Annotated in this window: 14 protein-coding genes and 2 pseudogenes; 11 read left to right on the top strand and 5 right to left on the bottom strand. The window is 69.0% G+C overall.

The window, feature by feature from the left end; translation table 11 throughout:
- Positions 1 to 325: 325 nt before the first annotated feature.
- The 3 genes and pseudogenes from ACZ5NH_RS05405 to ACZ5NH_RS05395 all read left to right on the top strand — a co-directional run bounded on the left by ACZ5NH_RS05405 (position 326) and on the right by ACZ5NH_RS05395 (position 2665).
- Positions 326 to 469: a hypothetical protein gene (locus ACZ5NH_RS05405; protein WP_468773064.1), complete on the top strand. Its 144-nt coding sequence runs from the start codon at positions 326 to 328 to the stop codon at positions 467 to 469.
- Positions 466 to 849 (top strand): annotated as a pseudogene (locus tag ACZ5NH_RS05400) (metallophosphoesterase); the annotation flags it as partial. The gene ACZ5NH_RS05405 and the pseudogene ACZ5NH_RS05400, both read left to right, overlap by 4 nt.
- Positions 850 to 931: 82 nt before the next feature.
- Positions 932 to 2665, top strand: coding sequence for an APC family permease (locus ACZ5NH_RS05395; protein ID WP_468773063.1), 1734 nt, complete (start codon positions 932 to 934; stop codon positions 2663 to 2665).
- 14 nt (positions 2666 to 2679) lie between these two features.
- On the opposite strand, the gene ACZ5NH_RS05390 is transcribed toward ACZ5NH_RS05395, so the two are convergent.
- The 3 genes from ACZ5NH_RS05390 to ACZ5NH_RS05380 form a co-directional block, all read right to left on the bottom strand.
- A complete protein-coding gene (locus ACZ5NH_RS05390) occupies positions 2680 to 4320 on the bottom strand; it encodes a hypothetical protein (RefSeq protein WP_468773062.1) in 1641 nt (546 codons plus the stop codon).
- Positions 4321 to 4437: 117 nt separating this feature from the next.
- Entirely contained in the window at positions 4438 to 5484 is a 1047-nt protein-coding gene (locus tag ACZ5NH_RS05385; protein WP_468773061.1) for a hypothetical protein, read from the bottom strand.
- Position 5485: 1 nt separating this feature from the next.
- Positions 5486 to 5854 carry a hypothetical protein gene (locus ACZ5NH_RS05380; RefSeq protein ID WP_451003218.1) on the bottom strand — a complete coding sequence of 123 codons (369 nt, stop codon included), beginning with the start codon at positions 5852 to 5854 and terminating at the stop codon, positions 5486 to 5488.
- A 781-nt stretch (positions 5855 to 6635) separates the two neighbouring features.
- Here ACZ5NH_RS05380 and ACZ5NH_RS05375 point away from each other — a divergent pair.
- The 5 genes and pseudogenes from ACZ5NH_RS05375 to ACZ5NH_RS05355 all read left to right on the top strand — a co-directional run.
- Positions 6636 to 6962, top strand: a pseudogene (locus ACZ5NH_RS05375) (MFS transporter); the annotation flags it as partial.
- 340 nt (positions 6963 to 7302) lie between these two features.
- Positions 7303 to 7965 carry an alkyl sulfatase dimerization domain-containing protein gene (locus tag ACZ5NH_RS05370; protein WP_468773060.1) on the top strand — a complete coding sequence of 221 codons (663 nt, stop codon included), beginning with the start codon at positions 7303 to 7305 and terminating at the stop codon, positions 7963 to 7965.
- A gap of 114 nt (positions 7966 to 8079) precedes the next feature.
- Complete coding sequence (locus ACZ5NH_RS05365; RefSeq protein WP_468773059.1) at positions 8080 to 8244, top strand: hypothetical protein; 165 nt, start codon at positions 8080 to 8082, stop codon at positions 8242 to 8244.
- Between the two features lie 173 nt (positions 8245 to 8417).
- Positions 8418 to 10127, top strand: coding sequence for an MFS transporter (locus ACZ5NH_RS05360; RefSeq protein ID WP_468773058.1), 1710 nt, complete (start codon positions 8418 to 8420; stop codon positions 10125 to 10127).
- Positions 10128 to 10711: 584 nt separating this feature from the next.
- Entirely contained in the window at positions 10712 to 11032 is a 321-nt protein-coding gene (locus ACZ5NH_RS05355; protein WP_468773057.1) for a hypothetical protein, read from the top strand.
- 47 nt (positions 11033 to 11079) lie between these two features.
- Here ACZ5NH_RS05355 and ACZ5NH_RS05350 read toward each other — a convergent pair whose 3' ends face one another.
- Complete coding sequence (locus ACZ5NH_RS05350; protein ID WP_468773056.1) at positions 11080 to 11841, bottom strand: cache domain-containing protein; 762 nt, start codon at positions 11839 to 11841, stop codon at positions 11080 to 11082.
- A gap of 37 nt (positions 11842 to 11878) precedes the next feature.
- A complete protein-coding gene (locus tag ACZ5NH_RS05345) occupies positions 11879 to 12637 on the bottom strand; it encodes a FadR/GntR family transcriptional regulator (protein WP_468773055.1) in 759 nt (252 codons plus the stop codon).
- 100 nt (positions 12638 to 12737) lie between these two features.
- Here ACZ5NH_RS05345 and ACZ5NH_RS05340 point away from each other — a divergent pair, with 100 nt between their 5' ends.
- From ACZ5NH_RS05340 to ACZ5NH_RS05330, 3 genes are read left to right on the top strand one after another with little or no spacing between them, the layout of a single operon-like run.
- Positions 12738 to 13769 carry an ABC transporter ATP-binding protein gene (locus ACZ5NH_RS05340; protein WP_468773054.1) on the top strand — a complete coding sequence of 344 codons (1032 nt, stop codon included), beginning with the start codon at positions 12738 to 12740 and terminating at the stop codon, positions 13767 to 13769.
- Positions 13770 to 13805: 36 nt separating this feature from the next.
- The gene (locus ACZ5NH_RS05335; RefSeq protein ID WP_468773053.1) at positions 13806 to 15002 is read left to right on the top strand and encodes an ABC transporter substrate-binding protein; all 1197 of its coding nucleotides are present in this window, start codon (positions 13806 to 13808) and stop codon (positions 15000 to 15002) included.
- Between the two features lie 3 nt (positions 15003 to 15005).
- Positions 15006 to 15899 carry an ABC transporter permease gene (locus ACZ5NH_RS05330; RefSeq protein ID WP_468773052.1) on the top strand — a complete coding sequence of 298 codons (894 nt, stop codon included), beginning with the start codon at positions 15006 to 15008 and terminating at the stop codon, positions 15897 to 15899.
- Positions 15900 to 15914: the final 15 nt, after the last annotated feature.

Here is a 15914-nt window from a genome sequence, read left to right as displayed (position 1 = left end):
CGATCGCCGGCCCCAGCCCGGCCCAACCATTCTCTTTTCGGGGTTCGGCTGCGAGAGGCGCATAGCGGGAGGTCGGGCTCCCGACCACGGCCGACAAGCCATGGTGACCTCCGGCTACGCCGTCCAGGGTGCGGCAGGGCAAGGTGAGTTGTCGGGGGAGATATCGGCGGGGATGCCGGCACGGTCGGGGGGCGGTGTTGTTGCATCGTGTCCGTGGTCGGGCCTTCGTGGTCGGTGGTTCGGTCGGGGTCATCTGCTGCTGTAGCCGGTATACGCGGCGCCGGGCAGGGACGGCGCCGCCCCGTACGAGAGAGGCGGGCCGACGATGACCGACCGGGACGCGGGCGGTGGTGACCGGCTAGCGCTGGCGGTGCTGACGCAGTACCGGCTCATGAACGCCGGTCCGGCCGCCCCCAGGGTGACCGGATGCAGTGCGCGGGACGGCAGCCTGGTCAGGGGGGAAGCGTGACCGCCACCAGTGACATCCGGCCCGCCGACGGTGAAGCGCGAGCGCCACGGCAGAGCCGACTGCACCGCCTGATGCGCTACATCCCCCTGATCGCCCCCGTCCTGCTGTGGGCCGTGCCCTGCTGGGTGCTCCTGTACACCGGCCAGCACTGGCCGCTGCCCGTCACGCTGGTCGGCACCGCCCTGTTCGCCCTCGGCCTCGTCGGTATGCCGCTCGCGATGGTGCGCGGCCACGGCCGACGCCAGCAGGACCGGGCGGCGATCACCGGCGACACCCTGCTGGGCACGAGCTGGGTACTGTTCACCTGGTCCGTTCTGCTCGGCGTCTTCTTGCGGCTCGCCCTGACCGTGGCCGGTGTCGGCGAGGAACCTGATGAAGCATCACGCAAATGCAACTGCGAGTTGTAACCTGTCGTCACACCAGGTGCCAACCATCAGTGAACGCTACTCGGGGGACAGCAGGATGGCCTTGCAGGTGCGGCCCACCAGCGGCCAGCCGAAGGAGTACTTACCTTCTGACGAACCGCGTCGGCTCTCGCTGTTCCAGCTCTTCGGACTTGCCGCCGGGGGGACCATCGGCTCCGGCTGGCTGCTGGGCGCGGTCGACGCCTATGACAAGGCCGGCAGCTATGCTCCGTGGGCCTGGCTGATCGGCGGGCTGGTGATGCTGATCGTGGCCGGTGTCATGGTGGAGTTGGGCACGGCTGCGCCGAAGACCGGAGGGCTCATCTTCCTTCCGCTGCAGAGCAGTGGGCCGCTGGTGGCGATCGTGGCCGCGGCGGGGCTGTGGATCTTCTACGCGATAAACGCGGCCAGTGAGTCCGTGGCGATGACCAAGGGGCTCTCGTCCGTACTCCCCACGCTCCTGATAGGGCCCGGGACCACCCTGACCGCCTGGGGTTGGGTCTGCTCGCTGGCATTGATGGCGGTGATCTCGGCGACCAATCTGCTCGTCCCGCGGCTGGTGCGGATCGGCAACTCCTGGCTGACCGTGGTGAAGGTCGTAGTCCCGCTGCTCACCATCGTCCTGTTCATCGCGTCCGGATTCGATCACCATCATGGGGGCGGGGCCGGGGACGGCACCGGTGGCGCCGGAGGGTACGGCGCGGTCCTGGCCGCCGTGGTGGACAGCGGGGTGATCTACGCCTATGTGGGATTCCAGGGCCCGCTGGACTTCGCCGGAAACGTCAAGGCCGAGGGTCGGCTGACCGAGCCTGCCCGGCTGCGTTGGGCGGTCTACGGCACGATCATCGGCACAACCGTGCTCTACATCCTCCTCCAGATCGTCTTCAGCTCTCGCCAGGGGCAGTGGGATCCGGGCCGCCCGGACTCCCCCTACACCCAGTTCGCCTTCGCGTCCTCGGTCGCCTGGCTCGGGTGGTGTCTGCGGATCAACTCGGTGCTCTCCCCCATGGGCGCCGGGCTCGTCTTCACCCATGCCCTGACCCGCGAGGTCGCCACGCTCAGCCGCGCCCATCTCACCCACCGGGGCCTGCAGACAATGCGCACGACCACCCTGCGTGGCAGGGACGTCTACTGGCTGGTGCTGGCGGTGGACTTCGTCGTCGGGGTGGTCGCGCTGCTCGCGATGGGCGGCCGATGGCACACCCTGGTCGCGGCCGACGGCGTGCTGACCCTCGTCGTGTACGCCGTTCCCGGTGTGGCCCTGGTCTCCTTGCGCGACAAGCTGCCGCCGGTCTCGCCGAGCCGCAACCGGGCCCGCCGGCACGCGGCCTGGCTCAGCTTCGTCCTCATTGCATTGATCCTGTACGGAGCCGGGTGGACGGACCTGTGGCATGGAATGGCAGTGCTCGCCGTCGGCTGCGTGCTGCTGCTCGGATTCCCGGTACTGGCCCGGCAGTTCCCCACGCTGGGACGGTTCTACGACGCCCGGGAGCATGTGACGCGCTTCCGCCGGCTGGGCTCCGACCCGGCCGCCCAAGCTGCGGCCTGCCTTCTCGGCATGTTGGCGCTGCTGCTGGTTTGCACCCTGTTCGGCAACCCCGAGCCCGGTGCCCCACACCGTCTCGCGTTCTATCTGTGGGGCGCGGGTGTGGGGGTCATGGCCCTGACCGCGTTCTACGGCATGGTGTGGGCCTCGAGGCGCCATATCGGGCGAGTGGAGCCGCTGCTGCCGCTACCGACCTCCCAGCTCCGCGAAAGGGAGCAGGGGCGGTCCCAGGAGCCGCAGCGGTAGCCGCGCACAGCGGGCTAATGCACCGACTCCACGACCTGCTCGGCCTCCTCCTCGAAGCCCCTGCTCCGCAACAGTGACACCGCTTCCTGGCGGCGCACCGCGTCCGCCCACCGGCCGACCGTCCCGCGGTAGAGCGAACGCCGGCGCCGCCCGTCCATCCCGCTGGCGCGCAGCTGCTCGGTGATCGCCACCACGTCCGCGGGGGTGATCCGCTGCTCGTTCTCCAGGCAGCGTTCCAGCAGGTCCCAGGACTTCTCTCGGCCCCAGGCCCGATCCGTCCCGTTGCCGTAGAGGCGGACGGCCGTCTCGGCGACGACACCGCCCATCGGCACCCCGGCCAGTTCGGGGTCGGAGGGATCCGACAACTCCTTGCAGGCGACGTCCGCAGCGATCCTGCCGCGATTGCCCTGCACCTGCTGCGCCGTGACATAGTCGGCAAACACCCCGGGGTCGACACTTCTGCTCAGCAGTCCGACGGTGAGTCGGCGGGCGACGGTCCGCGCCACCCGGTACAGGTCCCGGGAACGCTCAATCTTCGTCTGCAGTCGCACCAGCTCGCCGCCGGCCCGGCCGTCGATGTGCTCCGCTGCGGCTATCCACAGCAGGCGCCAACACTCCGGGTCGGCGTCGATGTTCTTCAACTCTTTCACGAGAGTGTCGATCTCGGCTGGGGAGCGCGGTCCGGCGGCACATGCCACGCCGCGGGCCACGACTTTGGCATACAGATCGACCCTGGTCCTCGCCACGGTCTCGAACTTCTGCCAGCGGCTGATGATCTCGGCCAGTTCATGCAGCTCCTCGCGTGCCGCAGCCTGATTCTGGACGGCCTCGCAACGCTCCGGGTCGCTCTCCGCCAACTCCCGGCAGACCGCGGCTACGTTGTGGTACTGCAACCGCCTGCCCACATGCTCGATGAGGGAGTCCGGGCTGTGTTCCGAGCCCGAGATCAGCTTGGCGACGGTATCCCTGGTGGGCCCCACCAGATCCGTGTCGCCCAGCCGCGTGTCGATCCAGTTCTCCAGCACCGGCTCAACCGGACTGAGCATGCGCAGTGCCGTGACCAGGTCGTTGAGCCCGGCCGGCGTCGTCGTGTCGGACTGCCGCGCACCGGACGTGTTGATCCTCTGCACGGCCCGTCCCAGAAGGTCCACCGCCGCCTCTGCGCACCCTTCGTCGCGCAGCCCGAGATACAGCAGTGCCGTGTCAAGCAGGGTCCGCTTCTCGCTGAACGTGTTCAGCGTGGCGTCGACAAGGTCCTGCTTGCCCCGCCCACGCAACTCCCGGACGAACCGGGCCACATCGAGCGCCGTGCGCTGGCGAGCCACATCGTGCACGATGCCCTTGCTCAGCGCAGAGGGCCGGTACTCGGCGATCTCGGGTTCCGGCTGCTGCCGCTCCCCCTGCCCCGCCACCCCCAAAGAGGCGGCGCCGTCGATCTCCGACTGACGGCACGCCAGATCCGCCGCATCGCCGATGCTTCGCCACAGCGCCGCCGTCGCCAGTACGTTCACCGCGTCGTAGAAGTGGAACTTGGCTGCTGTTTCGATCAGTTGGTCCGTCGACCGCTGGATCGCGAAGGCGTACAGCACCCGGATCGCGACGGCGGGCCGAGGCGGCTCACCCACGCTCTCGTTGCCCTTCCGAAGGGCCTGCACGCGCGCCGCGACTTCTTCGGTGCTGCTCCGGGTCACCCAGGAGTACCGGACGCTCCACGTCCGATCTTCGTCAAGCCATCCCTCGGATCCGGGTCGAGCCCTACTCATGCGTGACACTCAAGCTGCGCGACGCTCCATCCGACTGAAGTATCTGGCGAAGGTGTCCGGGGAACGGTAGGCATCGTTCGCCCGTATGTCGATGTGCTCCGCCAGCTTCAGGCTGTCGTCGTCCCCCCTGTCGCAGAGGGTGGAGACGATATCGGCGGTGGTGCACTCGTCCTTCAGCAGGTACGGGATACGCGCGTCCGGGTCGCCCCTCAACCAGTCGATGCAGCCGTGCAGATCGGTGGGCAGCGACGGATCCACACGCTGGTCGGCGGCCATCCGGTTGGTGAAGATCTGTGTTCCGTCGGGAGCGTCCCTGAGCACCATCCGCGGCTGCGGATGCCCTGCGGTGCACTTCTCCATCTCGGCCTTGATGGCCTCCCGGAGCAGTCCGAAGGTGAGCTGGTCCTTGCGGTCCCGAATGCCTCGCGAAAGGACGTTGAGCAAGTGTCCGCTGAACGGAGTGCACTGGTCGAACGGTGCCGGGAGACCGGGACACCCCTCGGCGGAGGCGAGCGGACCGGCGAGGGCGGCATCCTGGCCGAGAGCGCTGAGTACGCAGGTGCCCTCGAACTGGCGGCCCATCACACCCGGCAGTTTCGGCTCCTCCTCGGCCAGGCCCAGGTCGCCCAGCCTGTGTGAGTAGCAGCAGTCGGCGATGAGGACCTTGAGCCCAGCCGCGGCCTTACGCATGGCGCGGTACACGTACCAGCTGTTCAACCACGTCCATGGAGCCCGGTCCTGGGACGTGCCCACCGAGAAGTGCACCTGGTCCCCGGCAGGGACGTCGCCCCAGCAGGCTCCGTGGCCGACGTAGACGACGAGCAGGGTGTCCGAAGGGCCGGTCTCGGCGGCGGTCTCCTCCAGGGCGCGCATCACCCCGTCGATCGTCCCTGCCTCGTCCGGACCGAGCACCCGGCAGCCCTCCGCGCCCCAGAGCTTGTCACCTGCGAGGACTTCTCTGTACATACGTCCGCTCGCGGCGATCGTGGGCCAGCCGGGGACATTCGATCCCGGCTGGTACTCCCCAGGTGCGATCACCAGTGCGCGTGAAGCCATCTCAGCCGTTCACTCCTTCGGATCCCCTGGGCCGGTTCTCGTCCGGGGCACCTGCCGGAGCGTCAGTGGATGACGGCGGCACGGGCCTTACCTCGACCTCGGCCTGCGGCGGATCCAACCGGCCGGCCCGCCACCGCTCGACTGCCCGCTTCGTGGCGTCCAGGGCCGCGCCGAGGGACTCCTCGGTGAGCTTGGAGACAGCGGCCACCAGCAGGATCTCGACGATGCCGCCGGTCAATACCCACCCCTGGTCGACCTCCTCGCGGCGCCATTCCAGACCGGTCCCCGCCTCGAGTTCGCCCCGTATCCGCTCCGGATCGTCCAACCCGAGTAATGCGCCCCTCACGGACACCGAGATCACCGCTGCCACTTACCGGCCCCCATGTCGTCGAGTTGTGGTCCCCACCCCGATCCCATCCAGGGTATCGGGCCTGACGGAGCAGGCACAGACGGCTCACGAGATCGTCGGCGATGGCTCGTGCTCGCCTGTGTAGTGGTTGTGTCGCTGCCGGTCACGGCTGCCCCACGACGAGATCTCCGGGCACCTGAAGGAGGCCAACCGCCGGCCACCACTGCAAGGCGTCCTTCCGTCAGCCTGGGTGGGGTCTGTCACATGAACGGTCCTGGTCAACGAGCTTGTGGATACGGTGCCTTCGGGGCGGGGTCCCCTGGCTGTCGAAGATGTGGTCAACGTCCCGGCCGAATCGCGGAACATGGTGGAGTACTTCGACCCCACATGCATCCGATAGTCGATACAGCTCTTATCAACGAGCGCGGACGTCCGCTCTTGCAACAGTTCACTCCAACCGCTGACGGGCCGCTGACGTCTCAGCGGTTGACCGAAGCCCATGAGCTGGCGCGAGCGGTGTCCCACGGCCTGGTCCCACCGGGTTGGGGGCACCGCCGCCTGCGTCTGCCTGAGCGGTCCTTCGTGCCGTAAGTGACTTCTCCGGGCGTCATCCATGGCGTGGATGAGCCTGATGCCGGATTCGGATCGCCCGAGGGATGGAAGTGCGGCCTCGGCCAGCCCATAGTCGTCCCTACCCGCACGCCGCTGTCCGGACCGGCGGGGCGGCCCTTCTCAGCATGCCTCGCGCCGTCGGCGCCCATGACAGGCATGCCCGCTTCCGTACGCCGCCCGTGGAGTCGCCATGCCTGGTTCCGTCCCGCCGCTTCCCACCGCGGTCGATGATGTCGCGTCATCACCTGTCTCCGTCTCGGGCCCGGCCCATCTGTTGCGTGTGACCGTGCTGATGGCGGGCAGTTGTCTGCCGATCCTCGGAGCGGTGCTGATCGCCCCGGTGCCGCCGAAGATGCAGGACCACTTCGAGTCGACCCCGGGAGCCAAGGCGCTGGTTCCCCTCGCGCTGACCATTCCGGCGCTGGCCTTGGCGCTGCTGGCTCCGTTCGCCGGAGTGGTCGTGGACCGACTGGGTCGCAAGCGCCTGCTGATCGTGACGACCGTTCTGTACTCGGTCCCGCCCGGTGAACGTGTTGCGGTCAAAATCATCACTGGGGGGTTGCGGGCCCGACGTCCCGCTCGGGCGCCGAGGGCGGCGTCAAGGCACTAACCGAATATGCGGCCTGGACGTCGGCAGCGCCTCAGTTGATCACGTGGACACCCCGACAGGGTGTGGTGGTCGACCTGAGACCTGCCACACGCTTGCTCGGTTCGGCCACCCTCACAGAAGGGAACCGGGCAAGTGGACTCTCAGGCGGTCCTCTGGTTGCTGACATGGGGTGGCGTACTGTCAGTGCTCCTCTTCGTTCTCCAGGGCTCAGCGCTACCCACGCGAGTGGGCGCTCGCACTGCGCCGCATGGCGGCCCTGGGCGCGGAGATCATGCTGCCCTCGCACGGAGCACCGGTCTTCGGCGCCGACCGCATCCACCTGGCACTGACCGAGACCGCGGAATGGCTGGAGAGTCTGGTCCAGCAGACACTGGACGGGCTCAACTCCGGGGCCCGGCTGGACGACCTGATCCACTCCGTACGCCCGCCCGCCCATCTGGCAGACCGCGTCTACCTGCAAGCCAAGTACGATGAACCGGAGTTCATCGTGCGCAACCTGTGGCGGCGCTATGCCGGCTGGTACGACGGCAACCCCGCGCACCTCAAACCGGCTCGCGAGGGCCGACTGGCCACCGCGTCGGCGGACCTCGCAGGCGGTGCCCACGCCCTGTCGGACGCGGCCCGACGCTGCGCCGACGCGGGCGAGCTGAGGATCGCCGGCCATCTCGCGGAGTTCGCGGTGCAGGCCGCCCCGGACGACGCCAGGGTGCACGCCACACTCGCCGACGTCAACCAGGCACGTACCGAGTCCGAGTCCTCCCTGATGGCCCGGGCATCTTCACCTGGGCCGCCGCCGAGTCACGACAACGGTGCGGTGGCAAGCCCTGACCGTGCATCGCCGACGGCAGGCTGCACGTCACTGCCGTGGGCTCGGCGTGGAAGCGGTTCGTCATCACCGTCGTCGAGCTGACCCCGACCTGGCGGCTCGCCGGCGGGCTCACGAAGGTTGAGCGCCATGGACTACCGCATGGCATGGGCGCCGCGCTTCCCGCGTCGGTGAACGCGGCCCCTCGGCGTCGGCGGCGTGATCCACGAACAGTGCTGCACGACGTTTCCCCGCGGTTCCACCCTCGTGCTCTACACGGACGGTCCGATCGAGACCCCGGGCACCGACATCGAAGACCCGCTCATCCACTTGGTGGCCACCCTGGTCAAGGTCACGTTTCGGTATCCCCACGCACACCCCTAGGCCGTACCGACTGGTCGGTACTAGCCTCTGCGCACATCTTCCCCGTCCGGACGCAGAGACCCCGGGGTTCGGCCCACCCGGCCGAACAGTGCTCGTGCCCGCCGCACCGCAAGGCGTGCACTGTCCGCACCCACCGCACCGGGCCCATGGGCCCGACCCCAGGAGCCGCCCGCATGACTGCCATGCCCGCTTCGCCCGACGACACGAATCTCAGACCGACCGATACCGGCACGCCGGAAACTCCCCACGGTGCCGCCCGGTTGTGGCGCCGCGAGTTGAACCACTACCCCGTCACCTCACGCCGGATGGCGTACCTGGCGATCGTGGTGTTGACCACCGTGGTCCTGTACTACGCCCTCTACGTGCAGTACGCGGTCGCCACGTCGATCATCACGCACTTCCACATGACCTACAGCTACTTCGTGTGGGTCAGCGTCATCGGCAACGCGGTCGGCGCCTTCGCCTCGCTCGTGGCGGGCCTCGCCGACCGCTGGGGCCGGGCCAACATGGTGGTCTACGGCCTTCTCATCGCCGCCCTGCTCAGCCTCCTCGGCCTGCCCAACGCCCCGGACAAGAGCACCTACCTGGTGCTGTTCGCCGGCCTCAGCTTCATCGAAGGCATCGTGCTGGTGGCCACGCCGGCACTAATCCGGGACTTCTCTCCACAGCTCGGCCGAGCCACCGCGATGGGCTACTGGACCATGGGCCCGGTCATCGGGAGCCTGGTCGTCACCGTCGTCACCAGCAGCACCCTGTCCTTCGCCGGCTGGCAAGACGAACTGCGCTACTCCGGCTGGGCCGGGCTTGCCGTCTTCGTGTTGGCACTGCTGGGGCTGCGCGAGCTGTCGCCCCGGCTGCGTGACCAGATCATGGTCAGCCTCCGCGACCGTGCGCTCATCGAAGCACGGGCCAAGGGCATGGATCCGAGGACGGCAGCCGCGGGCCACTGGCGGCAGATGCTGCGGCTGGACGTCGTCGGCTCGGCCACGGCTGTCAGCCTCTTCCTCCTGCTCTACTTCGGCGCTGTAGGCAACTTCGTCGTCTATTTCGCCGCGACCTTCGGCTACAGCGAGCAGCGCACCAACGGACTGGCCAACTGGTACTGGGCGGCCAACGCGGTGGCACTGGTGGCGGCAGGGCTGCTCTCCGACAAGCTGAAGGTGCGCAAGCCTTTCATGATCGTCGGAGCCATCGGCTCGATCGCGGTCACCACGCTCTTCGCCCTGCACGCCACCGAGCCGCGCACCGGTTACTACACCTTTGCCGCACTGTTCGTCGCCATCGGTGTGCTCACCGGCGTCACCTACGCACCCTGGATGGCGAGCTTCACCGAGACCGTGGAGAAGCAGAATCCGGCCGCCACGGCGACCGGTCTGGCCGTGTGGGGATGGATCATCCGTGCGGTGGTCGCGGTCTCCACAGCGTTCGTCCCGGTCGTGGTGACGTCGGCCACGCCCCTGGTCGAGCACGGCGCCCAGGTGAAGGCCGCAAGCGTCCAGGCCGCCCCCGCTCTGGCCATCATCGACGCGCACCCGCGGCTTTTCGCCAAGCTCGAGGCGTATCCTCCGACCGCAGTCCCGCCGGCACTGGCGGCCCAGGCGGCGCGCGAGGTCGGGGCCGACGACCTGGCGACCGTGCGCAGGGCCCAGCCGCAGTTGGCGCTGCTGCAACGTTATGGATCCCAGGTGAAGAGCGCCGCGGCCCAGGGCCCCGAACAGTGGCGCACCTGGTGGCTCATCTGTGTCGCCGGGCAAGTGATCTTCCTGCCGTTCATCTTCGTCATGGCCGGCCGTTGGAGCCCGCGCAAGGCCCGCGATGAGGCGATGGAGCACCAGCGCGCCGTGGATCGTGAACTGGCGGCACTCGCCGAGGACGGCGACTGACCCCACGACCACCCTCCAGCCTGGGTGGGCAGCCCTTGCGCTGCCCACCCAGGCTGTGGCGTCGGCGATCGCGTCGCGCGCACGCCGGCCCACTCAAGACTCAGGGAACTCTCGATCCCCCTAAGCTCATGAGGTCGTTGGCCGGGGAGACCGTGGTGACCGACTCGCCACCAGAATCGTGAGGGCTGCCCCGCCGCGAATGACCCCGCCGCACGGGAGACGCGACGCTCGCGCAGCACCGCTCAACTGGTCCAGCAGTGCCTTTCTTTGGTCATTGAGGGGCGGACGCGCAAGTCCCCTTTCGATCTCAAGAGAGGACTCTGATGGCACGCACCATCAGACGGTGGCTGCTCGCGGGGGTGGGCACACTCAGCCTCGCAGCGGCGGGCGCCGTGCCCGCGACGAGCGCTGCCCACCAGGCAACCTATCCGCACGTACGGCCAACCGTCGCGGACTACACGCAGTTGACGACCAGCCAGACTCCTCCAACACAAGCTCAGTGCGCGTCAGTGAGACGCCGCTGCTTCACCCCCCAGGCCATCAGGCGGCCTACAACGTGGGCCCGCTGCACTCAGCCGGAGACGATGGCCGCGGTCAGCAGCACGGGCTGGCACGACATCGGCGGCACGTCGTTGGCATGTCCCCAGTGGGCGGGCCTGGTCTCCCTCGCCGACCAGATCAACGGCGGTGGACTCGGACTCATCAACCCGACTCTGTACAAGCTCGCGTCGGACCCGGCCACATACGCGGCCGACTTCAACGACGTCACCGTGGGCAACAACACCGCCGAAGCCTCGGTCCCGGGCTACTCGGCCACCACAGCGTGGGACCGCGTCACCGGACTGGGCACGCCGAACGCGGCGAAGCTCCTACCCGACCTCGTCAGTGCCGTGCACAGCGGCTGATCCTCTGGGGCGACGACGTCCGCGCCTGAGCCGTCCGCCTGCTCGGCTCAGGCGAGCACCAGCAGCAATGGCACGCCCCGGCACGGCACCAGGCGCATGCCGTCGTACGTGCCGGGCCGCGCCGCGCCGAGGAGTTCGCCGAAGTCCGGGCCCTTGGTGAGGGAGCCGGCCAGGTGGGCCGGGTCGGCGGAGGCGGCGACCCGGCCCCTGGCGTTCACCAGGTGGGCGGGGCGGGGCAGGCGCCGCAGGAGGGGCAGGACGGCCGTCTCGAAGTGCCGCAGGTAGACGTCGGCGGCGGCGACTCCCGCGAACCGGCCCTGGATCAGGACGGGTTCGGAGAGGGTGAGGCTGTACTCGTCGGAGCAGAGGTAGTCGACGTACGGTCCGGCCACCGCCCGGCGCCCGGTGTCGCGGGGCAGCGCGAACCAGTCCCAGTGCGTGTAGTCGGAGTACGCCGACTGGCCGGGATCGAGGTCGAGCAGAAGCGGGCGTACGTCGCCGTGCGCGCCGGACTGCCACCACTCCAGCCAGGCGGGCACGTCCGTCAGCAGGCCGGGCGCCGCGACGAAGCCGACGCCGGAGACGAGTTCCTCGCGCGTCAGGTGGACGTGCAGCCCGGGGCGCAGGGCGGCGAGGTCGGCACTGGCCGGCCGCCGGCCCTCGACCACCACCCGGCGGAGCAGGGCTTCGGTGTCGGTGCGTGTGGCGGCGACCGTCCGGAAGACGGCCTCCAGCGCACTGCCGACCTGTGCGGCCACCCACGCCTCGGCTTCCGTGTCGAAGGTGGCGAGCGCGGTACTCCGGCCCATCGTGTCCTCCAGCGGACGGGAACCTGACGCGGTGCGGTCAGAGGGTGAGGCGCACGGCGACGAGCCGCGCCGTCGACTCCCTGACGCACCGCTCGGCCAATGTGCCGGCCGTTTCGTGGGCACCATCTTGCACGGCGGAGATCACGGCCCGGTGACGTTCCGCAACTTCTTCACGACATGCGTCGTCGGCCAGGACCAGGCACAGCAGTGCGCCGATCTCGCTCTGCAGGGCGACCTGTTCACGGGTGAGCCGGGCGGACTGGGCGGCCGCCGCGAGTTCGACATGGAAGCGGCCGTACAGGCGGCTGCGCGCCGCCGCGTCCTCGGCCCGGGTCAACTCATCGGTGGTACGGCGGAGTTGGTGCAGGTCCTCGGGTTCGGTGCGCTGGGCGGCGAGCCGGGCGGCGGCGCCGGACAGGGCGGCCCAGTGGTCGCCCAGGTCGCGCAGTTCCTCGGTGCTCCAGCCGCGCAGCCGGGCCTTGAGGCGGTCGTCGGCGGGGACTTCGGGCAGCGAGACGAAGCTGCCGCCGCCGCGGCCCCGGCGCGTGGTGACGAGGCCCTGTTGACGCAGGGCCATGAGCGCCTCGCGCAGGGTGACCGTGGAGACGCCGAGCTGTCCGGCCAGCTCGGTCTCGCCGGGCAGCTGCTCGCCGTCGGCCAGCAGACCCAGTTCGATGGCGTCGCCGATGCGGCGGACGACCGCGTCCACGCGGGCCCGGTTGTCCACCGGGCTGAAGACGGCCCTGCGGGCGCCGCCCTCGATCTCGTACTGCCTCACGGTCACCACCTCGTACATTGACTCAAGCTTTACCCTAAGGGGATCTTGAACTTAGAACTATGACTTCATATGTTTACCGTCAACGGTTCAATGTACAGCGCGCCAGAAAGGTTCCCCTATGGAGGGAATTGCGATCCGGCTGCAGGAGCTGCGGAAGTCGTTCGGTGAGACGACCGCCGTGGCCGGGGTCGATCTGGAGATCCGGGACGGCGAGTTCTTCTCGATGCTCGGCCCGTCCGGATCCGGCAAGACGACCGTCCTCCGGCTGGTCGCCGGGTTCGAGACACCGGACCAGGGCCGGATCGAACTCGCCGGGCAGGAGGTCACCGGCCTCGCCCCGTTCGAGCGGGACGTGCACACGGTCTTCCAGGACTACGCCCTCTTCCCGCACATGACGGTCGAGCAGAACGTCGCCTACGGGCTGAAGGTCCGCAAGGTACCGAAGGCCGAACGGCTCGTCCGCGCCCGCAAGGCCCTCGCCGAGGTCCGCCTGGAGGGCTACGGCCAGCGGCGTCCGGCCCAGCTCTCCGGCGGGCAGCGCCAGCGTGTCGCCCTCGCCCGCGCGCTCGTCGGCCGGCCCCGGGTCCTGCTGCTGGACGAGCCCCTCGGCGCCCTCGACCTGAAGCTGCGCGAGCAGATGCAGGTCGAACTCAAGGCCATCCAGCGGGAGGTCGGCATCACCTTCGTCTTCGTCACCCACGACCAGGAGGAGGCCCTGACGATGAGCGACCGCATCGCCGTCTTCGACCAGGGCCGTATCGCCCAGGTCGGCACGCCCGCGGAGATCTACGAACGCCCGGCGACCCCGTTCGTCGCCTCCTTCGTCGGCACCTCGAACCTTCTCGACGGCGAGGCGGCGCACCGGATCGTCGGCAGCCCGGGCACGTACAACATCCGGCCGGAGAAGATCCGCGTCCTGAAGGAGTCCGCCGAGGCGGACGAGCCAGGGCACACGAGCACCGTCGGGACCGTCGCCGAGGTGGTCTACCTGGGCGACGCCACCCGCTTCCTGGTCGACCTCGACGGCGGCGCCCGGCTCACCGCGCTCCAGCAGAACCTGGAGACCTCCTCCGAGGACGTCGCCGCCTACCGCGGCACCCGGGTGCGCCTGACCTGGCATCGCCGGCACGCCGTCCGGCTGCCCTCCTGACCTCTCCCCCGCCTCTACGTCCCCATGGAGAACGCCGTGCGTCCCACCCGTGTCCTGCGCACCGCGGCCTGCGCCGCCGCGCTGCTGCTCGCCGCCGCCTGTGACTCCTCCGGCTCGGGCGGCTCGTCCGCCACCGGGCTCAACCCGCCCGACCTCAAGGCCCCGACGAAGCTCGGCAAGACGGAGGGCCAGGTCAACCTGATCGCCTGGGCCGGCTATGTCGAGGACGGCTCCAACGACCCGAAGGTGAACTGGGTCGGCGACTTCGAGAAGCAGACGGGCTGCCAGGTCCACTCCAAGGTCGCCACCAGCTCGGACGAGATGGTCAAGCTGATGAAGACCGGCGAGTACGACGCCGTCTCCGCCTCCGGCGACGCCTCCCTGCGCCTGATCGCCGCCGGGGACGCGGCCCCGGTGAACACCGCCCTGGTCCCCAACTACAAGGACATCTTCAGCGGGCTGAAGAACGGTGCCTGGAACTCGGTGAAGGGCCAGATGTACGGCATCCCGCACGGCCGGGGCGCCAACCTGCTGATGTACAACGCCGACAAGGTCAAGCCCGCGCCCACCTCCTGGTCCGCCGTCTTCGACGGCGCCTCCCGGTACAAGGGGCACGTCACCGCGTACGACTCGCCGATCTACATCGCCGACGCGGCCCTCTATCTCAAGGCCACCAAGCCCGAGTTGAAGATCAAGGACCCTTACGCCCTCGACCAGAAGCAGTTCGACGCGGCCGTGGCCCTGCTCAAGCAGCAGAACAAGGACGTCGGCGAGTACTGGAGCGACTACCTCAAGGAGGTGTCCGCCTTCAAGAGCGGTGACTCGGTGGTCGGCACCACCTGGCAGGTCATCGCCAACCTCGCCGCCTCCGAGGGCGCCAAGGTCAAGGCGCTGGTGCCGAAGGAGGGTTCGACCGGCTGGTCCGACACCTGGATGGTCTACAGCAAGGCCAAGCACCCCAACTGCGCCTACAAGTGGTTGGACTGGATCGTCTCGCCCAAGGTCAACGCCCAGGTCGCAGAGTACTTCGGCGAGGCTCCGGCCAACTCCAAGGCCTGCGCCGAGACCAGCGACAAGAACTTCTGCACCGTCTACCACGCGGCCGACGAGAACTACTGGAAGAAGATCGCCTTCTGGAACACGCCCATCGAGCAGTGCCTGGACGGCCGCAAGGACGTCAAGTGCGTGCCGTACGCCAAGTGGGTGCAGGCCTGGACCGAGATCAAGGGCTGAGCCGTGACGACCGACGTGACGACCGCCGCCGGCCGGGGAACCGTCCGGCGGCTGGCCGGAAGCCTGCACCGCAGGCCCCGGCTGCGGCTGACCCTGCTGCTCACCGCCCCGCTGCTGTGGCTCGCCGTCCTCTACCTCGGCTCGCTGGCGGTGCTGTTCATCTCGGCGTTCTGGACGACGAACTCCTTCACCTCGCAGGTGGTGAAGGTCTGGTCGACGGACAACTTCCACGAGCTGTTCACCACGCCCGTCTTCCGGCAGGTGATCCTGCGCAGTGTGGGCGTGGCGCTCGCGGTGACCGTGCTGTGCGCGGTGATCGCCTTCCCGGTCGCCTTCTACACCGCACGGGTGGCCCGGCCGAGATGGCGCCCCCTGCTCGTGGTCGCCATCCTGACTCCCCTTTGGGCGAGTTACCTGGTCAAGGTGTACGCCTGGCGGCTCATCCTGTCCCAGGGCGGCCTCGCCGACTGGGTGCTCGCGCCGTTCGGGCTGAGCGGCCCCGGCTTCGGCCTGCCGGCCACCGTCCTCACCCTGACGTACCTGTGGCTGCCGTACATGATCCTGCCGATCCACACGGCGCTCGAACAGCTCCCGGCCAACCTGCTCGACGCCTCGGCCGACCTAGGGGCGCGGGCCGGGCGGACCTTCCGCTCGGTGGTGCTGCCGATGGTGCTGCCGTCGGTCGCGGCCGGTTCGGTGTTCACCTTCTCGCTCAGCCTCGGTGACTACATCACCGTGCAGATCGTCGGCGGCAAGAGCCAGCTGATCGGCAACCTCGTCTACTCCAACATCGAGCTCAATCTGCCCATGGCCGCCGCGCTCGGCACCGTGCCCGTCGTCGTGATCGTCCTGTATCTGCTGGCCATCCGCCGTACGGGCGCCCTGAACAGCCTGTAGGACCTGGAGGAGAAC

The organism is Streptomyces sp. NPDC031426 (assembly GCF_055581585.1).
Note: the sequence above shows the minus strand (reverse complement) of the source record. Positions and strands in the feature narration are given on the sequence as shown.